This is a genomic window from Campylobacter mucosalis (assembly GCF_013372205.1).
Lineage (GTDB): Bacteria > Campylobacterota > Campylobacteria > Campylobacterales > Campylobacteraceae > Campylobacter_A > Campylobacter_A mucosalis.
In genome coordinates, this window is record NZ_CP053831.1 from 924047 (window position 1) to 942232 (window position 18186).

General features: G+C 37.2%; 23 protein-coding genes. 8 read left to right on the top strand and 15 right to left on the bottom strand.

What is annotated here, in order from left to right; genetic code table 11:
• Positions 1-32 precede the first annotated feature (32 nt).
• Positions 33-260, bottom strand: coding sequence for a hypothetical protein (locus CMCT_RS04855; protein WP_034966929.1), 228 nt, complete (start codon positions 258-260; stop codon positions 33-35).
• A 52-nt stretch (positions 261-312) separates the two neighbouring features.
• On the opposite strand from CMCT_RS04855, the gene radA reads away from it, so the two are divergent.
• Positions 313-1653, top strand: coding sequence for a DNA repair protein RadA (gene radA / locus CMCT_RS04860; protein WP_034966928.1), 1341 nt, complete (start codon positions 313-315; stop codon positions 1651-1653).
• 4 nt (positions 1654-1657) lie between these two features.
• Here the strand turns inward: radA and cmoA are convergent, their stop codons facing one another.
• The 9 genes from cmoA to CMCT_RS04905 form a co-directional block, all read right to left on the bottom strand.
• On the bottom strand, positions 1658-2368 hold the full coding sequence (cmoA, locus tag CMCT_RS04865; RefSeq protein ID WP_034966925.1) for a carboxy-S-adenosyl-L-methionine synthase CmoA: 711 nt from the start codon (positions 2366-2368) through the stop codon (positions 1658-1660).
• 125 nt (positions 2369-2493) lie between these two features.
• Positions 2494-3345 (bottom strand): bifunctional riboflavin kinase/FAD synthetase, encoded by an 852-nt coding sequence (locus CMCT_RS04870; protein WP_034966923.1) that lies wholly within the window; start codon positions 3343-3345, stop codon positions 2494-2496.
• The gene (gene tlyA, locus CMCT_RS04875) at positions 3311-4018 is read right to left on the bottom strand and encodes a 23S rRNA (cytidine-2'-O)-methyltransferase TlyA (RefSeq protein ID WP_034966921.1); all 708 of its coding nucleotides are present in this window, start codon (positions 4016-4018) and stop codon (positions 3311-3313) included. Before tlyA ends, CMCT_RS04870 begins: the two co-directional genes overlap by 35 nt.
• Positions 4015-5961, bottom strand: a complete 1947-nt coding sequence (gene ligA / locus CMCT_RS04880) for an NAD-dependent DNA ligase LigA (RefSeq protein ID WP_034966918.1) — start codon at positions 5959-5961, stop codon at positions 4015-4017. The genes tlyA and ligA overlap by 4 nt, the downstream gene beginning before the upstream one ends.
• Positions 5955-7094: a dihydropteroate synthase gene (folP, locus tag CMCT_RS04885; RefSeq protein WP_034966917.1), complete on the bottom strand. Its 1140-nt coding sequence runs from the start codon at positions 7092-7094 to the stop codon at positions 5955-5957. The genes ligA and folP overlap by 7 nt, the downstream gene beginning before the upstream one ends.
• Positions 7091-7711, bottom strand: coding sequence for a DNA polymerase III subunit delta' (locus CMCT_RS04890; protein WP_034966914.1), 621 nt, complete (start codon positions 7709-7711; stop codon positions 7091-7093). Before CMCT_RS04890 ends, folP begins: the two co-directional genes overlap by 4 nt.
• A 2-nt stretch (positions 7712-7713) precedes the next feature.
• Positions 7714-8253, bottom strand: a complete 540-nt coding sequence (locus CMCT_RS04895; RefSeq protein ID WP_034966912.1) for a HobA family DNA replication regulator — start codon at positions 8251-8253, stop codon at positions 7714-7716.
• A complete protein-coding gene (locus tag CMCT_RS04900) occupies positions 8253-9452 on the bottom strand; it encodes an aspartate kinase (protein ID WP_034966910.1) in 1200 nt (399 codons plus the stop codon). Before CMCT_RS04900 ends, CMCT_RS04895 begins: the two co-directional genes overlap by 1 nt.
• Positions 9452-9916 carry an RNA pyrophosphohydrolase gene (locus tag CMCT_RS04905; RefSeq protein WP_169752227.1) on the bottom strand — a complete coding sequence of 155 codons (465 nt, stop codon included), beginning with the start codon at positions 9914-9916 and terminating at the stop codon, positions 9452-9454. Before CMCT_RS04905 ends, CMCT_RS04900 begins: the two co-directional genes overlap by 1 nt.
• 154 nt (positions 9917-10070) lie before the next feature.
• Here CMCT_RS04905 and CMCT_RS04910 point away from each other — a divergent pair, with 154 nt between their 5' ends.
• Positions 10071-10271 carry a hypothetical protein gene (locus CMCT_RS04910; protein ID WP_034966908.1) on the top strand — a complete coding sequence of 67 codons (201 nt, stop codon included), beginning with the start codon at positions 10071-10073 and terminating at the stop codon, positions 10269-10271.
• A 3-nt stretch (positions 10272-10274) separates the two neighbouring features.
• Positions 10275-10541: a type II toxin-antitoxin system RelE/ParE family toxin gene (locus CMCT_RS04915; RefSeq protein ID WP_034966906.1), complete on the top strand. Its 267-nt coding sequence runs from the start codon at positions 10275-10277 to the stop codon at positions 10539-10541.
• Positions 10542-10551: 10 nt separating this feature from the next.
• Here the strand turns inward: CMCT_RS04915 and CMCT_RS04920 are convergent, their stop codons facing one another.
• On the bottom strand, positions 10552-11427 hold the full coding sequence (locus tag CMCT_RS04920) for a hypothetical protein (RefSeq protein WP_034966904.1): 876 nt from the start codon (positions 11425-11427) through the stop codon (positions 10552-10554).
• The gene (murI, locus tag CMCT_RS04925; RefSeq protein WP_034966902.1) at positions 11424-12188 is read right to left on the bottom strand and encodes a glutamate racemase; all 765 of its coding nucleotides are present in this window, start codon (positions 12186-12188) and stop codon (positions 11424-11426) included. The genes CMCT_RS04920 and murI overlap by 4 nt, the downstream gene beginning before the upstream one ends.
• 75 nt (positions 12189-12263) lie before the next feature.
• On the opposite strand from murI, the gene CMCT_RS04930 reads away from it, so the two are divergent.
• The 5 genes from CMCT_RS04930 to CMCT_RS09565 all read left to right on the top strand — a co-directional run bounded on the left by CMCT_RS04930 (position 12264) and on the right by CMCT_RS09565 (position 16136).
• Positions 12264-13325, top strand: coding sequence for a tyrosine-type recombinase/integrase (locus CMCT_RS04930; protein ID WP_034966900.1), 1062 nt, complete (start codon positions 12264-12266; stop codon positions 13323-13325).
• Positions 13326-13428: 103 nt separating this feature from the next.
• On the top strand, positions 13429-14592 hold the full coding sequence (locus tag CMCT_RS04935; RefSeq protein WP_034966898.1) for a peptidoglycan glycosyltransferase FtsW: 1164 nt from the start codon (positions 13429-13431) through the stop codon (positions 14590-14592).
• Positions 14589-15620, top strand: coding sequence for an undecaprenyldiphospho-muramoylpentapeptide beta-N-acetylglucosaminyltransferase (gene murG / locus CMCT_RS04940; RefSeq protein WP_034966897.1), 1032 nt, complete (start codon positions 14589-14591; stop codon positions 15618-15620). Before CMCT_RS04935 ends, murG begins: the two co-directional genes overlap by 4 nt.
• Positions 15621-15646: 26 nt before the next feature.
• Positions 15647-15814: a hypothetical protein gene (locus CMCT_RS09435; protein WP_280525197.1), complete on the top strand. Its 168-nt coding sequence runs from the start codon at positions 15647-15649 to the stop codon at positions 15812-15814.
• 73 nt (positions 15815-15887) lie between these two features.
• On the top strand, positions 15888-16136 hold the full coding sequence (locus tag CMCT_RS09565; RefSeq protein WP_425321200.1) for an NAD(P)H-dependent oxidoreductase: 249 nt from the start codon (positions 15888-15890) through the stop codon (positions 16134-16136).
• 59 nt (positions 16137-16195) lie between these two features.
• Here the strand turns inward: CMCT_RS09565 and CMCT_RS04955 are convergent, their stop codons facing one another.
• The 3 genes from CMCT_RS04955 to CMCT_RS04965 are packed head-to-tail and all read right to left on the bottom strand — an operon-like array spanning position 16196 to position 18132.
• Positions 16196-16828 (bottom strand): YggS family pyridoxal phosphate-dependent enzyme, encoded by a 633-nt coding sequence (locus tag CMCT_RS04955; protein ID WP_082198611.1) that lies wholly within the window; start codon positions 16826-16828, stop codon positions 16196-16198.
• A complete protein-coding gene (gene rseP / locus CMCT_RS04960; protein ID WP_034966894.1) occupies positions 16825-17937 on the bottom strand; it encodes an RIP metalloprotease RseP in 1113 nt (370 codons plus the stop codon). The genes CMCT_RS04955 and rseP overlap by 4 nt, the downstream gene beginning before the upstream one ends.
• Complete coding sequence (locus CMCT_RS04965) at positions 17938-18132, bottom strand: hypothetical protein (RefSeq protein ID WP_034966893.1); 195 nt, start codon at positions 18130-18132, stop codon at positions 17938-17940.
• Positions 18133-18186: the final 54 nt, after the last annotated feature.

Sequence of the window (18186 nt, forward strand, 5' to 3'; positions counted from 1 at the left end):
CACAAAAGGCAAAAAAGCCAAAACCTTAAAAATCATTTCATATCCCCTATTTTTTCATTTTTCTCTTTAAATTTTCTCTCTGTTAAATAATAAAAAGCACAAAGTGGCACAAGTCCAAAAAGTGCAAGTAAAAATTTCACCACACTAAAATCAAAAGTGCCGCCATACCAGCCCAAAACTGCCAAAATCGCACTAAACGTAATGCTTAATTTTGTTTTTAATGTATCTATCTCATTTTGTAATTTATCTTTTCTACTCATTCCCGCATTATACCCAAAAATAATGCTATAATCAAAACAAAAAAGGTAGAAAATGGCAAAAAATAAGGCAGTTTTTGAGTGTCAAAGCTGTGGCAATCAGCAAGGCAAATGGGTGGGAAAATGTCCAAATTGCGGTGCTTGGGATAGCTTTATAGAACTTAGTCAAACACAGATAAAAGTAAATGAAGAGATAGCAAAAATTTCAAACACGCCAAGCAAAGCAGTTGGTATTGATAAGGTTGAGATTGAGAGCATTAATAGATTTTCAACCAGCGATAAAGAGCTTGATTTGGTGCTTGGAGGCGGTGTGGTTGAAGGCTCACTCGTGCTAATTGGAGGCAGTCCTGGCATTGGCAAATCAACGCTTCTTTTAAAAATCGGCTCAAATTTAGCCAAGGATGATAAAAAAACACTTTATGTAAGTGGCGAGGAGAGTGCTAGTCAGATAAAAATGAGAGCCGAGCGACTAAATGCAGTGGATAAAAATTTATACCTTTTAACTGAAATTTGCCTTGAAAATATCATCGCCGAGGTGCGAAAGAGCGAGTATAAGGTGCTTATAATTGACTCAATCCAAACGCTATATTCAGAAAAAGTAAGCTCGGCACCGGGTTCAGTTTCGCAGGTTCGTGAGATTACATTTGAGCTTTTAAGACTTGCAAAAGATGAAAATATCTGCGTTTTTATCGTCGGACACATTACAAAAGAGGGTGCGATAGCAGGACCTAGAGTGCTTGAACATATGGTTGATGTGGTGCTTTATTTTGAGGGCGATGCGTCAAGAGAGTTGCGAATTTTACGTGGTTTTAAAAATCGCTTTGGTTCAACAAGTGAGGTTGGAATTTTTGAAATGGGTAAAAATGGCTTAGTTTCAGCCACTGAAATTTCAAGTAAATTTTTCACTCGTGGTAACGCCATAAGTGGCTCAGCAATCACGATAATAATGGAAGGCACACGTGCTTTAAGTGTTGAGATTCAAGCTCTTGTTTGCGAGAGTAGCTACCCAAAACGAAGTGCGACTGGATATGAAAAAAACCGCCTTGATATGCTCTTAGCACTCCTAGAGCGAAAGCTTGAAATTCCACTGGGGCATTATGATGTTTTCATAAACGTTTCAGGTGGCGTTAAAATCACAGAAACGGCGGCTGATTTGGCGGTGGTTGCGGCTATTATTTCAAGTTTTAAAAATCGTCCAATTAGTAAAGAGAGTGTTTTTATCGGGGAGCTTAGCCTAAACGGCGAAATTCGCGATGTTTTTAATATAGACCAACGCCTAAAGGAGGCAAAAACACAGAAATTTAAAAATGCGATAATACCTAGCAAACCACTTGATACGCAGCGGATTAAGTGTTTTTATGCAAAAGAGATTACGCAGGTAATTGAATGGATGTGAGTTGCTATTTAAACGCAACAAAACTCATAAAATTCCCCCACTTAAACACGCTCTCAACCCTTTTAAATCCAGCGTTTAGCACCAAAGTGCGATTTTCATCTTCGGTGTATGGGATTAGCACGTTTTCAAGTGCCTCTCGTTTTTGAGCGATCTCATAGCGTGAGTAGCCCTGTGATTGCTTGTAATTTTCATAAATTTCAATCATATTTTTTGCAAATTTTTTATCCTCATAAATTATCTTTTCGCTAAAAATAAAAATCCCATTTTCATTTAACGAATTATAAATTTTAGCCACAAACTCAGCTCTTTTTATAGGACGAATAAACTGCAAAGTGTAGTTTAAAAGCACGGCGTCAAAACCAGAAATTTCACACTCTAAAATGTCGCCGACCTCTAAATTTAGCCTAGCCCCATAAGCTTGTGCTTTATCCTTTGCCGTTTTTATCATCGCTTCTGAGCTATCAATCCCGCTTAAAACAAGGTCGCCTCTTGCTTCGTGTATTGATAAAAGTGTGGTCGCTGTTGAACAGCCAAGGTCAATCACGTTTGCATTTTTGGCTAAATTTTTAGCTAAAATTTGAGTTATCAAATCCACGCAAACGCCGTAATACGGCACACTTCGCCCAATCATATCATCAAAAACCGACACAACTGCCTCATCAAACTCAAACTGCTTTTTTATCGGTTTTGTAAAAATTTTATCTTTTGGTGTCATTTTATTCTCTTTGTATTAACCTTTAAAATCTTGCAAAACGCTTCGGCTCGTTGATGAGCAGTTGGCGTTACTACTTTTCGCAATCTCGCAAAACGCTAATTTGTAGCATTTTGCTGCCAGATTGCTCATAAATTTAACTCACAATATCCAGTAAATTCATTTGCATTTTTTATATCTTTTAAAATTTGCTCTTTTAGCTCGTTTAGGCTTTGAAATTTCATATTATCGCGAAGTCTAGCCACAAAGCATACAGCCACACTTTGTGGAGTTTGCTCTAAATTTACGCCTAAAATATGCGTTTCAACGCTAAATACGCCGTCAGTGCTAATGCGGTTGCCAACAAAGGTAACAGAGCCGTAAGTGACATTTGCTATCTTTGTGCGTGTAGCATAAACGCCCTGCTTTGGGGGCAAATAGCCATAAAGTTCTAAATTTAGCGTCGGCACAAGTTTGCTCTTACCAAGCCCCTGCCCAGCTACAACCTGCCCTTCAACCGAATACTCACGCCCTAAAAGCTTGTTTGCCTCTCTTACATCGCCAAGTTTGATTAGCTCCCTAATTGTAGAGCTATGAACGCCCTTGCCTTCAAAGCAATACTCATCAACCACAACCACTTCGCCGTCAAAAATTCGCTTTAAATCGTGCTTGTCCCACGCTCTGTTTCTGCCAAAACGAAAGTCATAACCGACCACGATTTTAGCTAAATTTTTAAAATCACGCTTTAAAAGTGCAATAAATTCATCGCCACTTAGATTTTTAATCGCCTCAAAATCATACAAAAAGCAAGGGTAGTTTGAATACTCGGCACGTTTTAGTTTTGGTGTTAAATTCGCCTTATTTTTATCAATCACGACAAGTCCGCCAAACTCACCAAGTTGCTTTAAAAGCTGTTTATGCCCCCTATGCACTCCGTCAAAATGCCCGATCGCAACGGCCGTGATGTTAGATTTTGTTAAAAGCGTAGAAAATTTCGGCATTTCCTTCCTTTCCTTTTAGCTCACACTCTTTTATCTCTTTTAAAATCCAGCCAAATTTTGCCGCTTCTAGCCTGAAATTTCGCTCTGCTAAGGCAATCGCCTTTTTATCAACAACCACGCCTTTTTTATCTCGTTTTGCCTCTTTGCCAACCTCAAATTGTGGCTTAAAAAGCAAGATTATCGTGGCGTTTTTTAAGGCTAAATCATCAATGGATTTTAAAATTTGAGTTAGCGAGATAAAACTAACATCAGCAGTAATAAGCTCAAATTTACGCTCACTCTTAAACTCTCTAATGTCGGTGTTTTCATATATTTTTACCCTATCATCAGCCCTTAAAAGAGCGTCAAGCTGATTTGTGCCAACATCAACGCCAACTACGCTTTTAACGCCCTTTAATAGCAAAATTTGCATAAACCCGCCGGTTGATGAGCCAATATCAAGTGCGTTTTTGCCACAAATTTCAAAATCAAAGCTATCTAAAAAGCCTTTAAGCTTTAATGCTCCACGCCCTACAAAAATATCATCAAGTAGCGTAATTTTAGCATTTTCTAGCTCATCGCTTACCTTTTTTAAAGGCTTATCATCTGCTAAAATTTTAGCACTCTTTATAAGCTCTGCCGCCTTGTTTCGGCTGATATTTAGGGCGTTTGAGACGTATAAATCAGCTCTCATTGCTCACCTAAAAGCGTGAAAAACTCACTCTCGCTTAGCACCTTTACGCCAAGCTCGTTTGCCTTTTCAAGCTTAGAGCCAGCCTCGCTGCCAGCTAAAACAAAGTCGGTTTTTTTTGAAACCGAACCACTAACTTTTGCACCGTTTTGCTCAATAATCATTTTAAAATCATCTCTTGGGCGTGAGAGTGTGCCTGTGATTACAAAGGTTTTGCCAGTAATTGCTGAGCCTACAATTTCAAGCTTTTGTGCGACTGGACGGACGATATCAAGCAAATTTATAATTGAAGTTTTATTAACCTCTATAAACTCAACAAAGCTTTGCGCCATCTCTTTACCAAAGCCGTCAATGGCTAAAATTTCATCAAATTTTGCATTAATCCACTCATCGCCAAATGTGTTTTCTATCTTTTTAGCAGCCACTTCGCCAATATGCTCACAGCCAAGACCGCTGATAAATCGCCACAAACTAACGCCACGACTAGCCTGTATCGCATTTAGTAAATTTTGAACCTTTTTATCTTTAAAGCCTTCAAGTTTGATTAAATCATCAAATTTTAAAGCGTAAATGTCAGCTATCTTTTCAATTAACCCACGCTCATAAAGCAGCGTAACTATCGCGTCGCCAAGCCCGTCAATGTTTAGGCATTTTTTTGAGGCATAATAAATTATTGAGTTTATCACTCTTGATTTACACTCTAAATTTTGACACTTTACAAACACGCCCTCATCAAGCAGATGTGAGCCACACTCTGGACAGTGTGTAGGGCGAAGGATTGGCATTTCAGAGCCATTTCGACGCTCTTTAAATACGTTTGTGATTTTTGGAATGACGTCGCCTGAGCGAATAATACCTACAAAATCGCCCTTTTTAAGTCCAAGTCGCTCAATCTCATCAAAGTTATGAAGCGTAGCAGACTTTACCCTAGCTCCGTCAATAATAACCTCGCTAAGCACTCCAACAGGCGTAACCACGCCACTTCGCCCAACCTGTAATGCCACATCAAGAAGCTGTGTGGTCTGCTCTATGGCTGGAAATTTAAAAGCGACCATAAATTTTGGGAATTTCACGGTATAACCAAGCTGTGTTTCGCTTTGTAACTCATTAATCCTAACGACTAAACCATCCATTAAAATCTCTTTTTTGTCTCTTAGGCTTAAAAGCTCGTCGTAAGCAATATTTATCTCACTCTCGTTTTTACAAATTTTAAAAAAATCATCAGAGTAAAAGCCAAGTGAGCGGACAAACTCCATAACTTCGCTGTATTTTTCAAATTTAAGCACATTTGCCCCAACACCCCACGGCACAAAAAGTAGCTTTCTCTTTGCTGTGACGCTACTATCAAGCTGCCTAAGGCTACCAGCGGCGGCGTTTCGTGGGTTTGATAAAAGCGTCTCGCCATTTTTGGCACGTTCGTTATTTATGGCTTCAAAATCGCTTTTTGCGATGACAACTTCGCCACGAATTTCAATTTGGTCTGCGTAATCTATTTTTAAAGGGATTGAAGCAATAGTTTTTGCATTTAGCGTCACATCCTCGCCAATTACGCCGTCCCCACGAGTAATAGCACGAACTAAAACGCCATTTTCATAAAGTAAATTCAAACTAGCGCCGTCAAATTTTGGCTGTGCTATAAAGCTAAAACGATGTTTATCGCCACGCCCTAGCCACGCATTTAGCTCGTTTTTATCAAAAATATCCTCCATTGACCACATTTGTTTAATGTGTGTTGCTTTACTAAATTTCTCACTCACAGCACCGCCGATTCTAGATGTAGGCGAAAATAGCGAAATATCGGCTGGATTTTTTGTCTCATACTCTAAAACTGCGTGATAAAGTGCGTCATACTCGGCGTCACTAGCAAGTGGAGCGTCATCAGTGTAATACGCCTTTGCCCATAAATTTAGCGTTTCAATCGCTTTTTCGTAATCTTTTTTTACCATAAATTCTCGCTTTCATAAGCCAAATGCAAGTTAAAAAGCTGTGAATGCTCAAAAACATCGTGCGTTCTAATGATACTCGCCCCATTTTCATAAGCTTTTAAGTGTAGATAAAGTGAGCCAGAAAGCCTGTCTTTAACCTCGCTTTTGTGGTAGAAATTTATAACTGATTTTCTACTTGCACCAATTAAAAGTGGGTAACCAAAATGCGTAAAATGCTCTAAATGCTTGATTAAAAGCATATTGTGCTGTGGGGTTTTACCAAAGCCAATGCCAACATCAAGGACTAAATTTTTAGCCCCATCTGCAAGTGATTTTTCTATTTTTTCTTTAAAAAACTCATCAATCTGTGCGATTAAATCATCATAATGTGGAGCGTTTTGCATAGTTTTTGGGTCATTTTGCATATGCATTAGGCAAAACTGGGCATCATATTTTTTAGCTAAATGAGCCAAATTTGGATTTGCCGTGATATCATTTATCATTTTAAAGCCGTGATTTAGGGCGTATTCAAGGCAATACTCATCAAAGCTATCAAGGCTAAATTTCACCTTTTCGTGCAAATTTTGCCTACAAATTTCAGCCACGATATCCTTTATTCGCCTAAACTCCTCATCACGCCCACAATACTCACTGCCGGGGCGACTAGAAACTCCGCCAAGGTCAATGTAGGTAGCACCTTGTTCTATCATTTTTATGGCTTTTTCTATACCACTTTTTGTATCAACACGGCTTGCCTCGTTAAAACTATCATCATTTATATTTAAAACACCCATAATTTCAGGTTTTTGTGGCTTTTTAAAACTTAGAGCCAAAAAATCGGCTAAATTTTTAAGCCCAAAATCTTGCAGTTTCTCTTTTTTGGCTAATTTTTTTAGCTGTGCATTTGAGCCGATTAAAAGTGCGTCTGAAAGCATTTGACGCCCAAAAATCGTATCTTTATGCGTTACCAAATCAGCCCCAACGCTAAGCGCGTCTTGCTTTAAAATATTTGCTGCTGGGGATTTTATATCCTTAATGTAGATGAAATTTAGTGTTGATTTTTCACGCATTATATTCACACCAGCCGTGCTTGCAGCGATACTTTTGCAAATTTCATCAAAATTTGACTTCTCATTTATCTTATAAAATTTCAAACTCTGCCCTTTCTTAAAATCGTAAGCAAAAGCGGGGTTAGGATTTGTGGTGATTTTGCGTTTAGCTCTACTAGGCTTATTAGCTTATAAAAGTAGCTAAGCTCATCATCGCTAAATCTAAATCCAATCTCAAGTGCCTTAACTACGATATCTGATACAAGCTCTTTAAGCTCATTTTTGCCAAATTTATCAGATCTCTCTTGTGCTTCAATATTTTCTAAAAATTTGTAAATTTCAGCCATATCAAGCTGTTTTAAATTGATCTCAAGCGTCTTTCGTTGCTTTGGTTTTAGAAGATTTTCCAAAATAAGCCTTGAGCGAATAGTCTGCAAAAGCAAATTTTTACTTTGAGTTGCGATTAAAAAATAGATGTTTTTTGGTGGCTCTTCGATAATTTTCAGGAGAGAATTTTGTGCTTCAACTCGGTAGCTTTTTGACATTATTACAAGAAGTTTTGGGCTACTTTCTGCGATATATGCCTCTTTTATTACATCGTGAGCATTTTCTAGCAAAAACTCATCAGATATGAAAAATCTTAAACTAGATTGGTTAAATTTAGCCTCTAAATCTAGTTTAAGAGCGTCAAAGTCGTTTGTAATGACGATTTTACTCTGCATTTTTAAATCAAACTCGCTTGATTTAAAAGCACGGCATCGATACTTTTATCAAATAGTTTAAAAAGTTGCATAAGCTTTATGTCTAAATTTTCATCATTTGAATTTAGTGATATGGAGTTGTGCATTTGCTCATCAAACAGCCACATATAGCTATCTTCGCTGTTTTTGGCGATATTTGCACGTTTGTCAATATTTTTGCCAATATAAAAAAATACATATCCATTTGGAAAAGTAAGACTTAGCATATCCTCAAGAAGTGAAATTTGCTCACTCGAGTTTATCTCATCTATATGTTGATAGAGTGCTTTTAGGCTCACAAAGGGCAGTAGCGGACGTGCGGCTGAGCGGTTTATGCGTTTTAATATATAGCTTTCAAACCAAGAGCGCTCCTCATCGGTGATGACTATAAAAACGCGACCCTCAAGCAGATATTTTAGCCTTGAAGAGAGTAGAGCTATCCACTCTACCCTAAACTCCTGCATTGTGGCGTTTAAGCCTTCTTTTATGATAGTGTCATTACTCCACTTTACAAAATCTTGCATTATTTATCTAACTCATACGCATCGTGTAATACGCGAACCGCGAGTTCTCCGTATTTTTGATCTACTATCATTGAAATTTTTATCTCGCTTGTTGAGATCATTTGTATATTTATGCCCTCACGTGCTAGTGTCTCAAACGCCAAACACGCAACGCCACTATGGCTCTTCATACCAACGCCAACGACTGAAACCTTAACAATAGCGTCATCATACTCGACATTCTTTGCTACAGCTAACTCTTGCATAGTCTTTTTTGCAAGTTCAAGTTCATTTTGAGGCACAGTAAAGCCCAAATTTGTCGTGCCGTCTTGACCTACGTTTTGGATTATCATATCGACGTTTATATTTTTCTTTGCAAGTGCAGTGAAAATTTCAGCTGCAATGCCAGGTTTATCTACAACGCCTCTTAAAGTTACTCTTGCTTGATTTTTATCTAGTGCTATACCGCTTACTAAAACCGCTTCCATATTATCCTCCTGTGTTATTAATGTTCCTTCGTTGTGGTTAAAACTACTTCTTGTAACGAGCTTTACGTTTAATTTTTTAGCCATCTCTACTGAGCGGTTTTGCAATACTTTTGCACCAGCACTTGCAAGTTCTAACATCTCCTCATAGCTAATTTTCTCAAGCTTTTTAGCCTTTTTCTCAATTCTAGGATCAGTCGTATAAACGCCGTCAACATCAGTGAAAATTTCACACAAATCAGCATTTAAAGCTCCTGCTAAAGCCACAGCCGAAAGGTCAGATCCGCCACGTCCAAGCGTAGTTATATCCCCACTCTCATCTATACCCTGAAAACCTGCCACAACTACTATTTTACCAGCTCTTAGCTCATCTTTTATGCGCGCGGTGTCTATCTTTTCTATCCTTGCTTTTGTATGGACACTATCGGTTTTTATACCAGCCATAGCACCAGTTAGCCCTACACATTCGTAGCCTTTAGCATTTAATGCGATCGTCAAAATAGCCGTCGTAACCTGCTCTCCGGAGCTAAGAAGCATATCCATAGCTATGCCGTCTGGCTGCTTTGAGAAGTGTTCGCCATACTCTACGAGCTGGTTTGTCACGCCACTCATCGCAGATACGACAACTACAACATCCGCTCCAGTTTTTTTAGTCTCTATGACACGCTCTGCTACTGCCTCAATGCGTTCAAGTGTGCCTACACTTGTTCCGCCGAATTTTTGAACAATCAGCATTAAAAGTACCCCTTTTCTTTAAAATAATTTAAAACTTTTGTATAAATTGGCTTTTTAAAATGGTTTATCTCATCAAAAATACTGCTATAAGTTAAAAATTTATACTCGCTAAATTCAGGATGTGTCGTGTTTAAATTTATCCTAGCATTTGGCTTTAAACGCACCAAAAAATACTTCTGGGTCTGCCCGTCAAACGGATACATCTTCTTACTCGCTCCATTTGGAAAGTCGTAGCTAAGCCACTGGGGATACTCATCAAGAATTTCTATCTCATCAGTTCCAATCTCCTCATTTAGCTCACGCAACAAAGCAGTCTTTGGCTCCTCGCCCTCATCAATGCCACCTTGCGGAAACTGCCAAACTCCGTCCAAATCAACCCTGTTTGCTACGAAAATTTCGCATTTAAAAGGGTATTTTGACGAGAGTATTACTGCTGAAACATTTGGTCTATATTTTTTTTGCATTGTTTAACCCTAAAATTTTAGCTTGATTTTAGCCAAAAAGAGTTTATATGGCGTTTAAATTTGGGCATTTATGCTAAAATTGCCGGGTTGTTTTTATAAATTAGGGGCGTTTAAATTTACAAGTGATAAAATAGGCGATTTATAAGGGGTTAAAATGCAAGTGATCTTAAATAATGTAAGTAGTGAAATTTTAGCGGTTTTAGAGAGTTTAAAAGCATTAAGTCCAAATTTGGAGATAAAAAAGAAGAAAGAACTTCCTATTTCTGGGCTTGATAAGGCAATTGATGAGTTTAAAAAAGGCGATGTTATAGAGTGTAAAAATTTTAAAGATTATCAAAAAAAAATGAGAAGTTAAAAAGTGTATAAAATCGTAACTTCAAAAAGATACAAAATACAATTTAAAAAACAATCCACACAAAATCAAGATTTAATTGACGAAGTGGTTTTTAAACTTGCTAACGGCGAAACGTTGGAGCAAAAACACAAGGATCACCAGCTTAAAGGCAAATATAAAGATTTCAGAGAGTGCCATATCAAGCCTGATTTGTTGCTGGTGTATAAAATAGATAACGGTGTTTTGGCTCTTTATTTAATGCAAGTTGGCAGCCACAGCGATCTGTTTTAAGTAGCTAAACTTAAATTTGGGCATTTATACTAATTGCCATATTTTTTGCCATTTCGTCCTCATCTAAATAAAATTTCTTATCATTTTCGTATGGTTTTGTAATTATACTTTTTGCCACATCGTGAGTTAAAATGGTGTTTAAAAGCTCTAATTCGCCCTGAAATTTCAAATAAAGCTTTGGCTTGTAGTCTAAATTTTGCCTTTGCCATTTTGCAAAATCGGCACTAAAATTTTTATAATCTAGCAGGGCAAAATCATCAAAGTCAAAATGTAAAGCCATAGCATAAAATCCGTGCACAGCGGCGATTTTATCATATTCATTTATATCAATTCTTAAAATACCAGCGCAAATTTCTTTAAAACTCTCGCTTAAAATTTCAGCGTCCTTTTCATAAATTCCAAGCAAAAATCTCACAGCACTTCTCTCCCAAAGCGGTTTTTTGCTACCCACAAATTTCACAGCCTTTGGCACGGCATAATCTAAAATTTTCTCATCCTTATACCAAAGCCCCATAAAAAGGTTACAAAACGCAAGATAAAAAGGATAGCCGTTTTTACAAATCCCAAGTTCGTGCGGTAAAATACGCGAAATCACGCCCAAATCATTGCAATAAAACGAGCGAAAAATCGCAAAGGTGTTCATACAGTGATCATATCCGCCAGAACAGCTAGGCATTAGCAAAAATCTATTTGCCTGATAGATAAGATCTAAGTGTTTTTCGTAATCATTAGTGCTAAAACACTCGTCCGTCCAGCTTTTATCAAGCCCTATAATGCTATAACTCATCGCCTTAATTAAGCTTTGTAAAAACAAAACCCTATCGCCGCCACTCTTTTTTAAATACTCGTTAAAATTCTCTTTTATCTCGTCTAAATACTTACTCATTTTATCCCTCTCATCGCTTCAAGTCTTGCTAAAAGCGTGGCGATTTTTTCGTCTTTCTCGCACTTTTCATACGAGCAAAAGTAGCTTATTTTATTTTCGCCCTGCCCTGTTTTTATAGCTGGTAAAATTTCACTCAAACGCCTTAAAGTGCCGTCAATCCCATCAATAAACACCACATTTTTTGGCAAAATTTCACGCATTGTGTCCTTAAAATAGTTAAAATGCGTGCAACCAAGCACAAGTGAGCCATACTCTTTTAAATCAAACCTATTAAGCTCACGCTCTAAGTATTCACGCACATTTTGGCTATTAAACTCTAAATTTTCAGCAAACTCTACAAGCCCCGGCAGTGCTAGTTTTGCCACCCTTTCGTGAGCGTTTAAGGTAGTTAAAAGATTATCAAGCTTAATGCCGTTTATCGTAGCATTTGTGGCGGTAAGTATGCAGTTTGTAGATGTTTTTAGTGCTTGTTTTACCGCTGGTTCCATTCCGATTATTGGCACGTCTAAATTTGCTCTAAGCTTGGCTACGGCGGCACTAGTTGCGGTGTTACAGGCAATGATAATGGCTTTAACATTTAAAGAGGCTAGAAACTCACACGCTCTAAGCGAAAGTGCCGTGATTTGCTCTACGCTTTTTACGCCGTAAGGGACATTTTTTGTATCAGCAAAATAGATAAACTCACAGCCATTAAATCTATGTAATGCCTCGTTTAAAACGCTAAGTCCGCCAAAACCAGAGTCAAAAAAAGCCACTTTCATCGCCAAAATCCTTAAAATAAAAAGCAAAATTATATAAATTTATAGCTATAATCTGCCTAAAATAAAGGACAAAATTTGAAATACCCACTTGATAACAAAGAAACGTTTGAGCTTTCGCTACTTTTTTGGCTCACTCGCTATGTGAAATTTAAGCTTAGCTCTCTTTCAAATAAAGAGCTTAGAAATCCACAAATTCTAGCTTCTGTAAATTATCAACTAAACAAACAAGTAAGCAATATTGATACACTTGACGGACTTGTAAAAATGGCTAGAAACGCTGGACTTACCGGCATAAACACATATTTTAATCCGCTTAAAAAGATTTATGAAACGCTCTGTTTTTATGGTCTTTCTAGCCTTAAAGAGATTGATGAGGAGCTTCTTAGTGAAATTTTAGCCAGTGTCACAGGTGGGCTAAGTGACGCAAGTAAGAAAAACTACCGAATTTCAGTGATTAACTTTTTTGCGTTTTTGGATAAACAAAACGAAGAGGACGGCAAATCTCACGTCTTTGACATTGAGCTTAAAAATTGGGGTGGCGTTAGTGGCAACAGAGGACAAAAACTACCTGAATTTATGAGCGAAGATGAAGTTAAGCGATTTTTGACAGCTATTGACGAGGCTGATTTTAAGAGTAATGAAAATCGCAATAAGTTAATAATCAAACTCATCATTTTCACTGGAATTCGCGTGAGTGAAGCTCTAAATTTAAAGCGAAAAGATATAACCGAAGACGGCGATTTATACGTTATACGCATACGTGGCAAGGGCAATAAATATAGAATAGTAATGATAAAACGCCATTTAATTGAGAAATTTTTAGACGCAATAGCAATAAGCTATATCAATAAAGAGGGCTATCTTTTTATTAACAAAAAGGGCGAAAGGCTAACCCAAGCTTACGTTAGCCGAATAGTAGAGCAGATACTATTTAAGGCTGGAATTCGTAAAGAAAAAAATGGTGCCCATATGCTTCGTCACACCTTTGCAACAATGCTTTATAAAAAACAAAAAGACATCGTGCTGGTGCAAGAAGCACTCGGACACGCTAGTTTAAACACGTCTAGAATTTACACCCATTTTGATAATGATAAACTAAAATTAGCCGCGAAAGTAGCAGAGGATTTAAGCGAGTAAATTACATAAAATATTACATAAAATTTTACAAACTATGTAAGTTTAAAAGCTTTATAAGTGAGTTTTAAATACAATCCCATTTATTAAAATTTTGGAGAATTTTTTGTCTGCTGATAAATATCTTTTTTATCTTAGTATCGCTCTTTTGGGCGTTAGCGTTGTATTTTCTTTATCGCTTCCTGTTTTTACGGTGCTTTATTTTAACTACGACGAGTATCATTTTTTTATCAGACAAAGCATAGTCGTTTTAGTTGGGATCATCTTAATGTGGCTTATATCGCAACTAAATCCAGATAGAGCGTTTAAGTGGCTTGGATTTGGACTGTTTTTCTTTTGCTTAGTTGCTATGGGGCTTATGCATATTTTACCAGCATCTATGGTCACAGAAGCTGGTGGTGCACGTCGTTGGATACGTTTGCCTGGGTTTTCATTGGCACCGGTTGAGTTTTTTAAAATAGGCTTTATCTACTTTTTGGCGTGGAGTTTTGCTAGAAAAATAGACGAAGGTCACAAGAAAAGCATAAGCGAAGAGCTTAAAATTTTAACACCATATTTGCTACTATTTTTGGTTGTCGTATATTTAATAGCAGTAATGCAAAATGACCTTGGTCAGGTTGTGGTATTAGCACTTACTCTTGTTACGATGGCACTTTTTGCTGGGACGAGTATGAGAATTTTTGCTATGGGGATACTTTGTGCCTCCATACTAGCATTCTTAGCAATCATAAGCTCAGAACACCGTATAACACGTATAAAATCTTGGTGGGGAAATGTCCAAGATATGGTTCTTTCACTGCTTCCAAAAAGCTGGGAGAGTGTTTTAAGAGTTGCTGACGCCCCAGAGCCGTATCAAATTTCACACTCACTAAACGCGATAAAACACGGCGATATGTTTGGTCAAGGGCTTGGTGCTGGAATTTTCAAGCTTGGCTTCTTAAGCGAGGTTCACACCGACTTTGTATTAGCAGGGATAGCCGAAGAGATCGGTGTTTTTGGAATTTTGTGTATCGTTGTTTTGATACTTTGTTTGCTTTTTAGGATATTTAGAATTTCAGCTAGAAGTGAAAATAAGGTCTATCATCTTTTCTCGCTCGGAGTTGGGCTTATTATCTCATTTTCATTTTTAATGAATAGCTACGGCATAACATCAATAACCCCTATAAAAGGTATCGCCGTTCCATTTTTAAGCTATGGCGGAAGCTCTATTTTAGCAGTTTGCATAAGTATCGGAATGGTTTTAATGGTTAGTAAAAAGGCAAAATTATGATAGCAATAAGTGGCGGTGGCACAGGCGGACATTTGGCGATAGCAAGGGCATTTTGCAAACAGTTAAATTTGCTTGATAAAAAAAGTATATTTATAGGCTCACAAAATGGACAGGACAAAATGTGGTTTGAAAATGATGAAAATTTTAGCAAATGCTACTTTCTGCCAAGCTCAGGCGTGGTAAATAAAAGAGGATTAGCAAAACTAGAGTCGCTTCTAAACATCATAAAATTAGCCTTTAAATGCAAAGAAATTTTTAAACAAAACAAAATAAAAGCCGTAATAAGCGTCGGCGGATACTCAGCAGCCCCAGCCTCAATAGCTGCCATACTTTGTGGCATACCACTTTTCATACACGAGCAAAACGCCGTAAATGGCAGACTAAACTCCCTACTTAAGCCGTTTGCAAAGGGTTTTTATAGCTCTTATGCCACTGCTCCTTTTTGCTACCCAGTCGATGAGAAATTTTTCCTTTTAAAAAGACAAAGGCAGGAGTTAAAAACGATACTCTTTCTTGGTGGCTCACAAGGAGCAAAAGCGATTAATGAACTAGCAATAAACATAGCCATAAATTTAAAAAATATGGGGATAAAAATCATTCATCAATGTGGCAAAAACTCGTTTTTTGAGCTAAAAGATAGATATGAAAAACTTGGGCTTAGTAGTGATGATGTTAAGCTATTTGACTTTTCTCAAGATATCGAGCTTAAAATGCACGAGGCTGACCTTTGTATCAGCAGAGCAGGAGCCAGCTCACTTTGGGAGATAACGGCAAATGCTCTACCAGCGATATTTATACCATTCCCACACGCTGCTAGCAATCATCAATTTTACAACGCAAAATTCCTAAAAGACGCAAACCTTGCTGAAATTTGTTTACAAAATGGCCCTAGTGTAGATAGCGATAAAATTTTAAAAATCATCAAAGAGTATGACATCGCAAAAACTAGCAAAGCTCTTAGTGGCATTATAAATTTAGAAAAGACCAACGAGATAATAAACGACATAATATCAAAAGGAAAATTATAAAAACGCTAATCATAAACGCACATCCAATCCCAAACGACAAAAACTCCTGCTCAAATAAATTACAACAAGCTTTCGTGTCAGAATTTGTAAGCAAATTTGTTAAAAATGAGCTTGAAATTTTAAATTTAACCAATGAGTTTATCCCGACTCTTAATGAAAGCATGCTTAACACATTTGGCAAAAAGATGATTTAACAAAAGAAGAACAAAAATTTCAAACCGCCAAAGAGAGCTTTTAGAGCAATTTAAACGCAACAAACACATAGTCATCGTAACTCCGCTACATAATTTTAACATTACGTCAAAATTTAAAGAGTATATTGACAATATTTTTATAGCAAGAGAGACTTTTAAATACGTAAGTGGCGTCTCTATCGGACTTATGAGTGATGATAGAAAGGTTTTATTACTTCAATCAAGCGGTGCAATTTACTCACAAAACGATCCAAAATACTCTCCAATAAAGCTAAGCCGTATTTACATAAGCCGAAGGCACGGCTGTAAGCGCTATCAATAAAGACACAATGCTACAAAACGCCATAAACGAGATAAAAGATAAATTTGTCAAATTCTACTCTAAACATAGAGCATAGAGCCGATACGAAGCATATTTGAGCCTGTTTTTAAGGCTAGTTCGTAATCTTGGCTCATCCCCATAGAGCAGACTACGGCACCTTGATTTTGCAAATTTTCAAAAATTTTGTATGTCATCTCAAAGCTCTTTTGAACATCGCAAACATTGTCCGTGTGTGCCCCTATGCTCATTACACCGACTAAATTTAAATTTTTACACTCCTGCTTTATACGCAAATAAACATCAATAGCCTCATCAAAACCAACGCCTTGTTTACTTATCTCATCGGCAGAATTTATCTGTAAAAGTGTATCAAGCTTGTAATCTAGGCGTTTATCAACCTCTTTTGCCCTTTTAAAACTATCGCAACTTTGCCATAAAGCTGGACGTAAAGATATAAGCTGATTTATCTTGTTGCTTTGTAAGCGACCTATCATATGCCATTTTATATTAAGGTTACTAAGTTCGCTCTGCTTTTTTGCTAACTCCTGCACCCTATTTTCGCCAAAATCAATCTGTCCTTGATTGTAAAGCTCTAAAACCTCTTTTGATGTTACGTTTTTACTCACTGCAACTAGTTTAGTGCTTGGATTTATGGCATAAATTTTATCCAAAAGCTCTCTTAAAACTATCATTTTACACCCTCGCTAAGTCTCATAACATCATTAAAAGTCGCAAGTATCATAAGAGAAAACAAAATAACCCAGCCAAAATAGGTAAGATACGTAAAGGCTTTCTCGCTAACTTCTCGCCTAAAAATAAGCTCATAAAGGTTAAAAACTATGTGTCCACCGTCAAGTGCTGGTATCGGAAGCAAATTTAACACCCCTAAATTTACAGAAAGCAAGGCTGTTATGATAAGAAGCACGACAAAATCGCTCTTTGCCGCCTTTGCCGTTATGTCTGTTATTTGAACTATACCGCCGACCTCCTTTAGTGGCACGACGCCCTCGACTAGTTTTTTAAGCCCTAAAAATATGAGTTTTGAAGCCTCTATTGTCTCTTTATATGCGTATTTTACCGCGTCAAAACCGCTATAGTAAAGCTTTATAACATCACCACTTGGAGATATGCCTATCATCGCACGTTGCTCAATCTCGCCAAACATCGTCCTACCTTGGCTTATCTTTGGTGTAAGAGTAAGATTTATGATTTGATTATTTCTTTCTATTTGTATAGTAGTCGGCTCTGTTTTGACATTTTTTTTAATATCGTCCCACTCTTTAATTAAAACGTCATTGATATATAAAATTTTATCCCCAGACTTTAAATTTGCACTCGCTCCAGCTGAGCCTTCAAGAACTTTACCCACAACAGGAGCAAACTTATCAACACCCATAAAACCAATAGCAATAAATATAAAAAATGCAAGGATAAAGTTAAAAAATGGTCCAGCAAAAAGTATCGCTATACGCCCCAAAGGACCCACTGAGTTATAGCTATCAGGATCGTAGTTTTTATGGCGTGGATCGCTGTCGTCCTGTCCTTTTAACTGAACATATCCGCCAAGCGGTATAGCAGAGATCGCATACTCAGTCTGTCCTATACGTTTTTTAATAAGCTTTTGACCAAAACCTATACTAAATGTATTTACGCAAACCCCAAGCATACGAGCCACCAAAAAATGCCCTAGTTCGTGGAAAAATACCAAAAATGAAAGCACTAAAATCGTTGCAAAAATATACCAAGAGTAAAAATAGATCCCAACCACTAAAAGAGCGACAACAAAAACAACGCTTTTCATTTAAATTTTTCTAATATCGCTATTTTTTATGTAGGCTAAAAACTCATCTCTTAGCTTATCTTCTTTATGAGCAATGGCTTCTTCTTTGCTAAATTCTTGCCTTTTCTCCGCCTTTTGTATCTTTTTTGTATCAGTACCCTGCTCTTTTACTAACTCTTTTTTTATCTCTTTTAAGCTATCAAAAAAATCGTTCATTTTTAATGTCCCTTTTAAAATTTTAGGTAAAGATTATCAAAATTTTGCAAAATT

What these genes read in the sequence shown, in the direction of transcription:
- CMCT_RS04905 (WP_169752227.1), bottom strand. Translation starts at nt 9,916, where the DNA reads ATGCAAAAAAAATATAGACCAAATGTTTCAGCAGTAATACTCTCGTCA.
- murI (WP_034966902.1), bottom strand. Translation starts at nt 12,188, where the DNA reads ATGAAAGTGGCTTTTTTTGACTCTGGTTTTGGCGGACTTAGCGTTTTA.
- rseP (WP_034966894.1), bottom strand. Translation starts at nt 17,937, where the DNA reads ATGAAAAGCGTTGTTTTTGTTGTCGCTCTTTTAGTGGTTGGGATCTAT.
- CMCT_RS04965 (WP_034966893.1), bottom strand. Translation starts at nt 18,132, where the DNA reads ATGAACGATTTTTTTGATAGCTTAAAAGAGATAAAAAAAGAGTTAGTA.
- radA (WP_034966928.1), top strand. Translation starts at nt 313, where the DNA reads ATGGCAAAAAATAAGGCAGTTTTTGAGTGTCAAAGCTGTGGCAATCAG.
- CMCT_RS04900 (WP_034966910.1), bottom strand. Translation starts at nt 9,452, where the DNA reads ATGCTGATTGTTCAAAAATTCGGCGGAACAAGTGTAGGCACACTTGAA.
- CMCT_RS04955 (WP_082198611.1), bottom strand. Translation starts at nt 16,828, where the DNA reads ATGATAGTTTTAAGAGAGCTTTTGGATAAAATTTATGCCATAAATCCA.
- ligA (WP_034966918.1), bottom strand. Translation starts at nt 5,961, where the DNA reads ATGGTAAAAAAAGATTACGAAAAAGCGATTGAAACGCTAAATTTATGG.
- CMCT_RS04870 (WP_034966923.1), bottom strand. Translation starts at nt 3,345, where the DNA reads ATGCCGAAATTTTCTACGCTTTTAACAAAATCTAACATCACGGCCGTT.
- murG (WP_034966897.1), top strand. Translation starts at nt 14,589, where the DNA reads ATGATAGCAATAAGTGGCGGTGGCACAGGCGGACATTTGGCGATAGCA.
- CMCT_RS04910 (WP_034966908.1), top strand. Translation starts at nt 10,071, where the DNA reads ATGCAAGTGATCTTAAATAATGTAAGTAGTGAAATTTTAGCGGTTTTA.
- cmoA (WP_034966925.1), bottom strand. Translation starts at nt 2,368, where the DNA reads ATGACACCAAAAGATAAAATTTTTACAAAACCGATAAAAAAGCAGTTT.
- CMCT_RS04855 (WP_034966929.1), bottom strand. Translation starts at nt 260, where the DNA reads ATGAGTAGAAAAGATAAATTACAAAATGAGATAGATACATTAAAAACA.
- tlyA (WP_034966921.1), bottom strand. Translation starts at nt 4,018, where the DNA reads ATGAGAGCTGATTTATACGTCTCAAACGCCCTAAATATCAGCCGAAAC.
- CMCT_RS04890 (WP_034966914.1), bottom strand. Translation starts at nt 7,711, where the DNA reads ATGCAGAGTAAAATCGTCATTACAAACGACTTTGACGCTCTTAAACTA.
- CMCT_RS04895 (WP_034966912.1), bottom strand. Translation starts at nt 8,253, where the DNA reads ATGCAAGATTTTGTAAAGTGGAGTAATGACACTATCATAAAAGAAGGC.
- CMCT_RS04920 (WP_034966904.1), bottom strand. Translation starts at nt 11,427, where the DNA reads ATGAGTAAGTATTTAGACGAGATAAAAGAGAATTTTAACGAGTATTTA.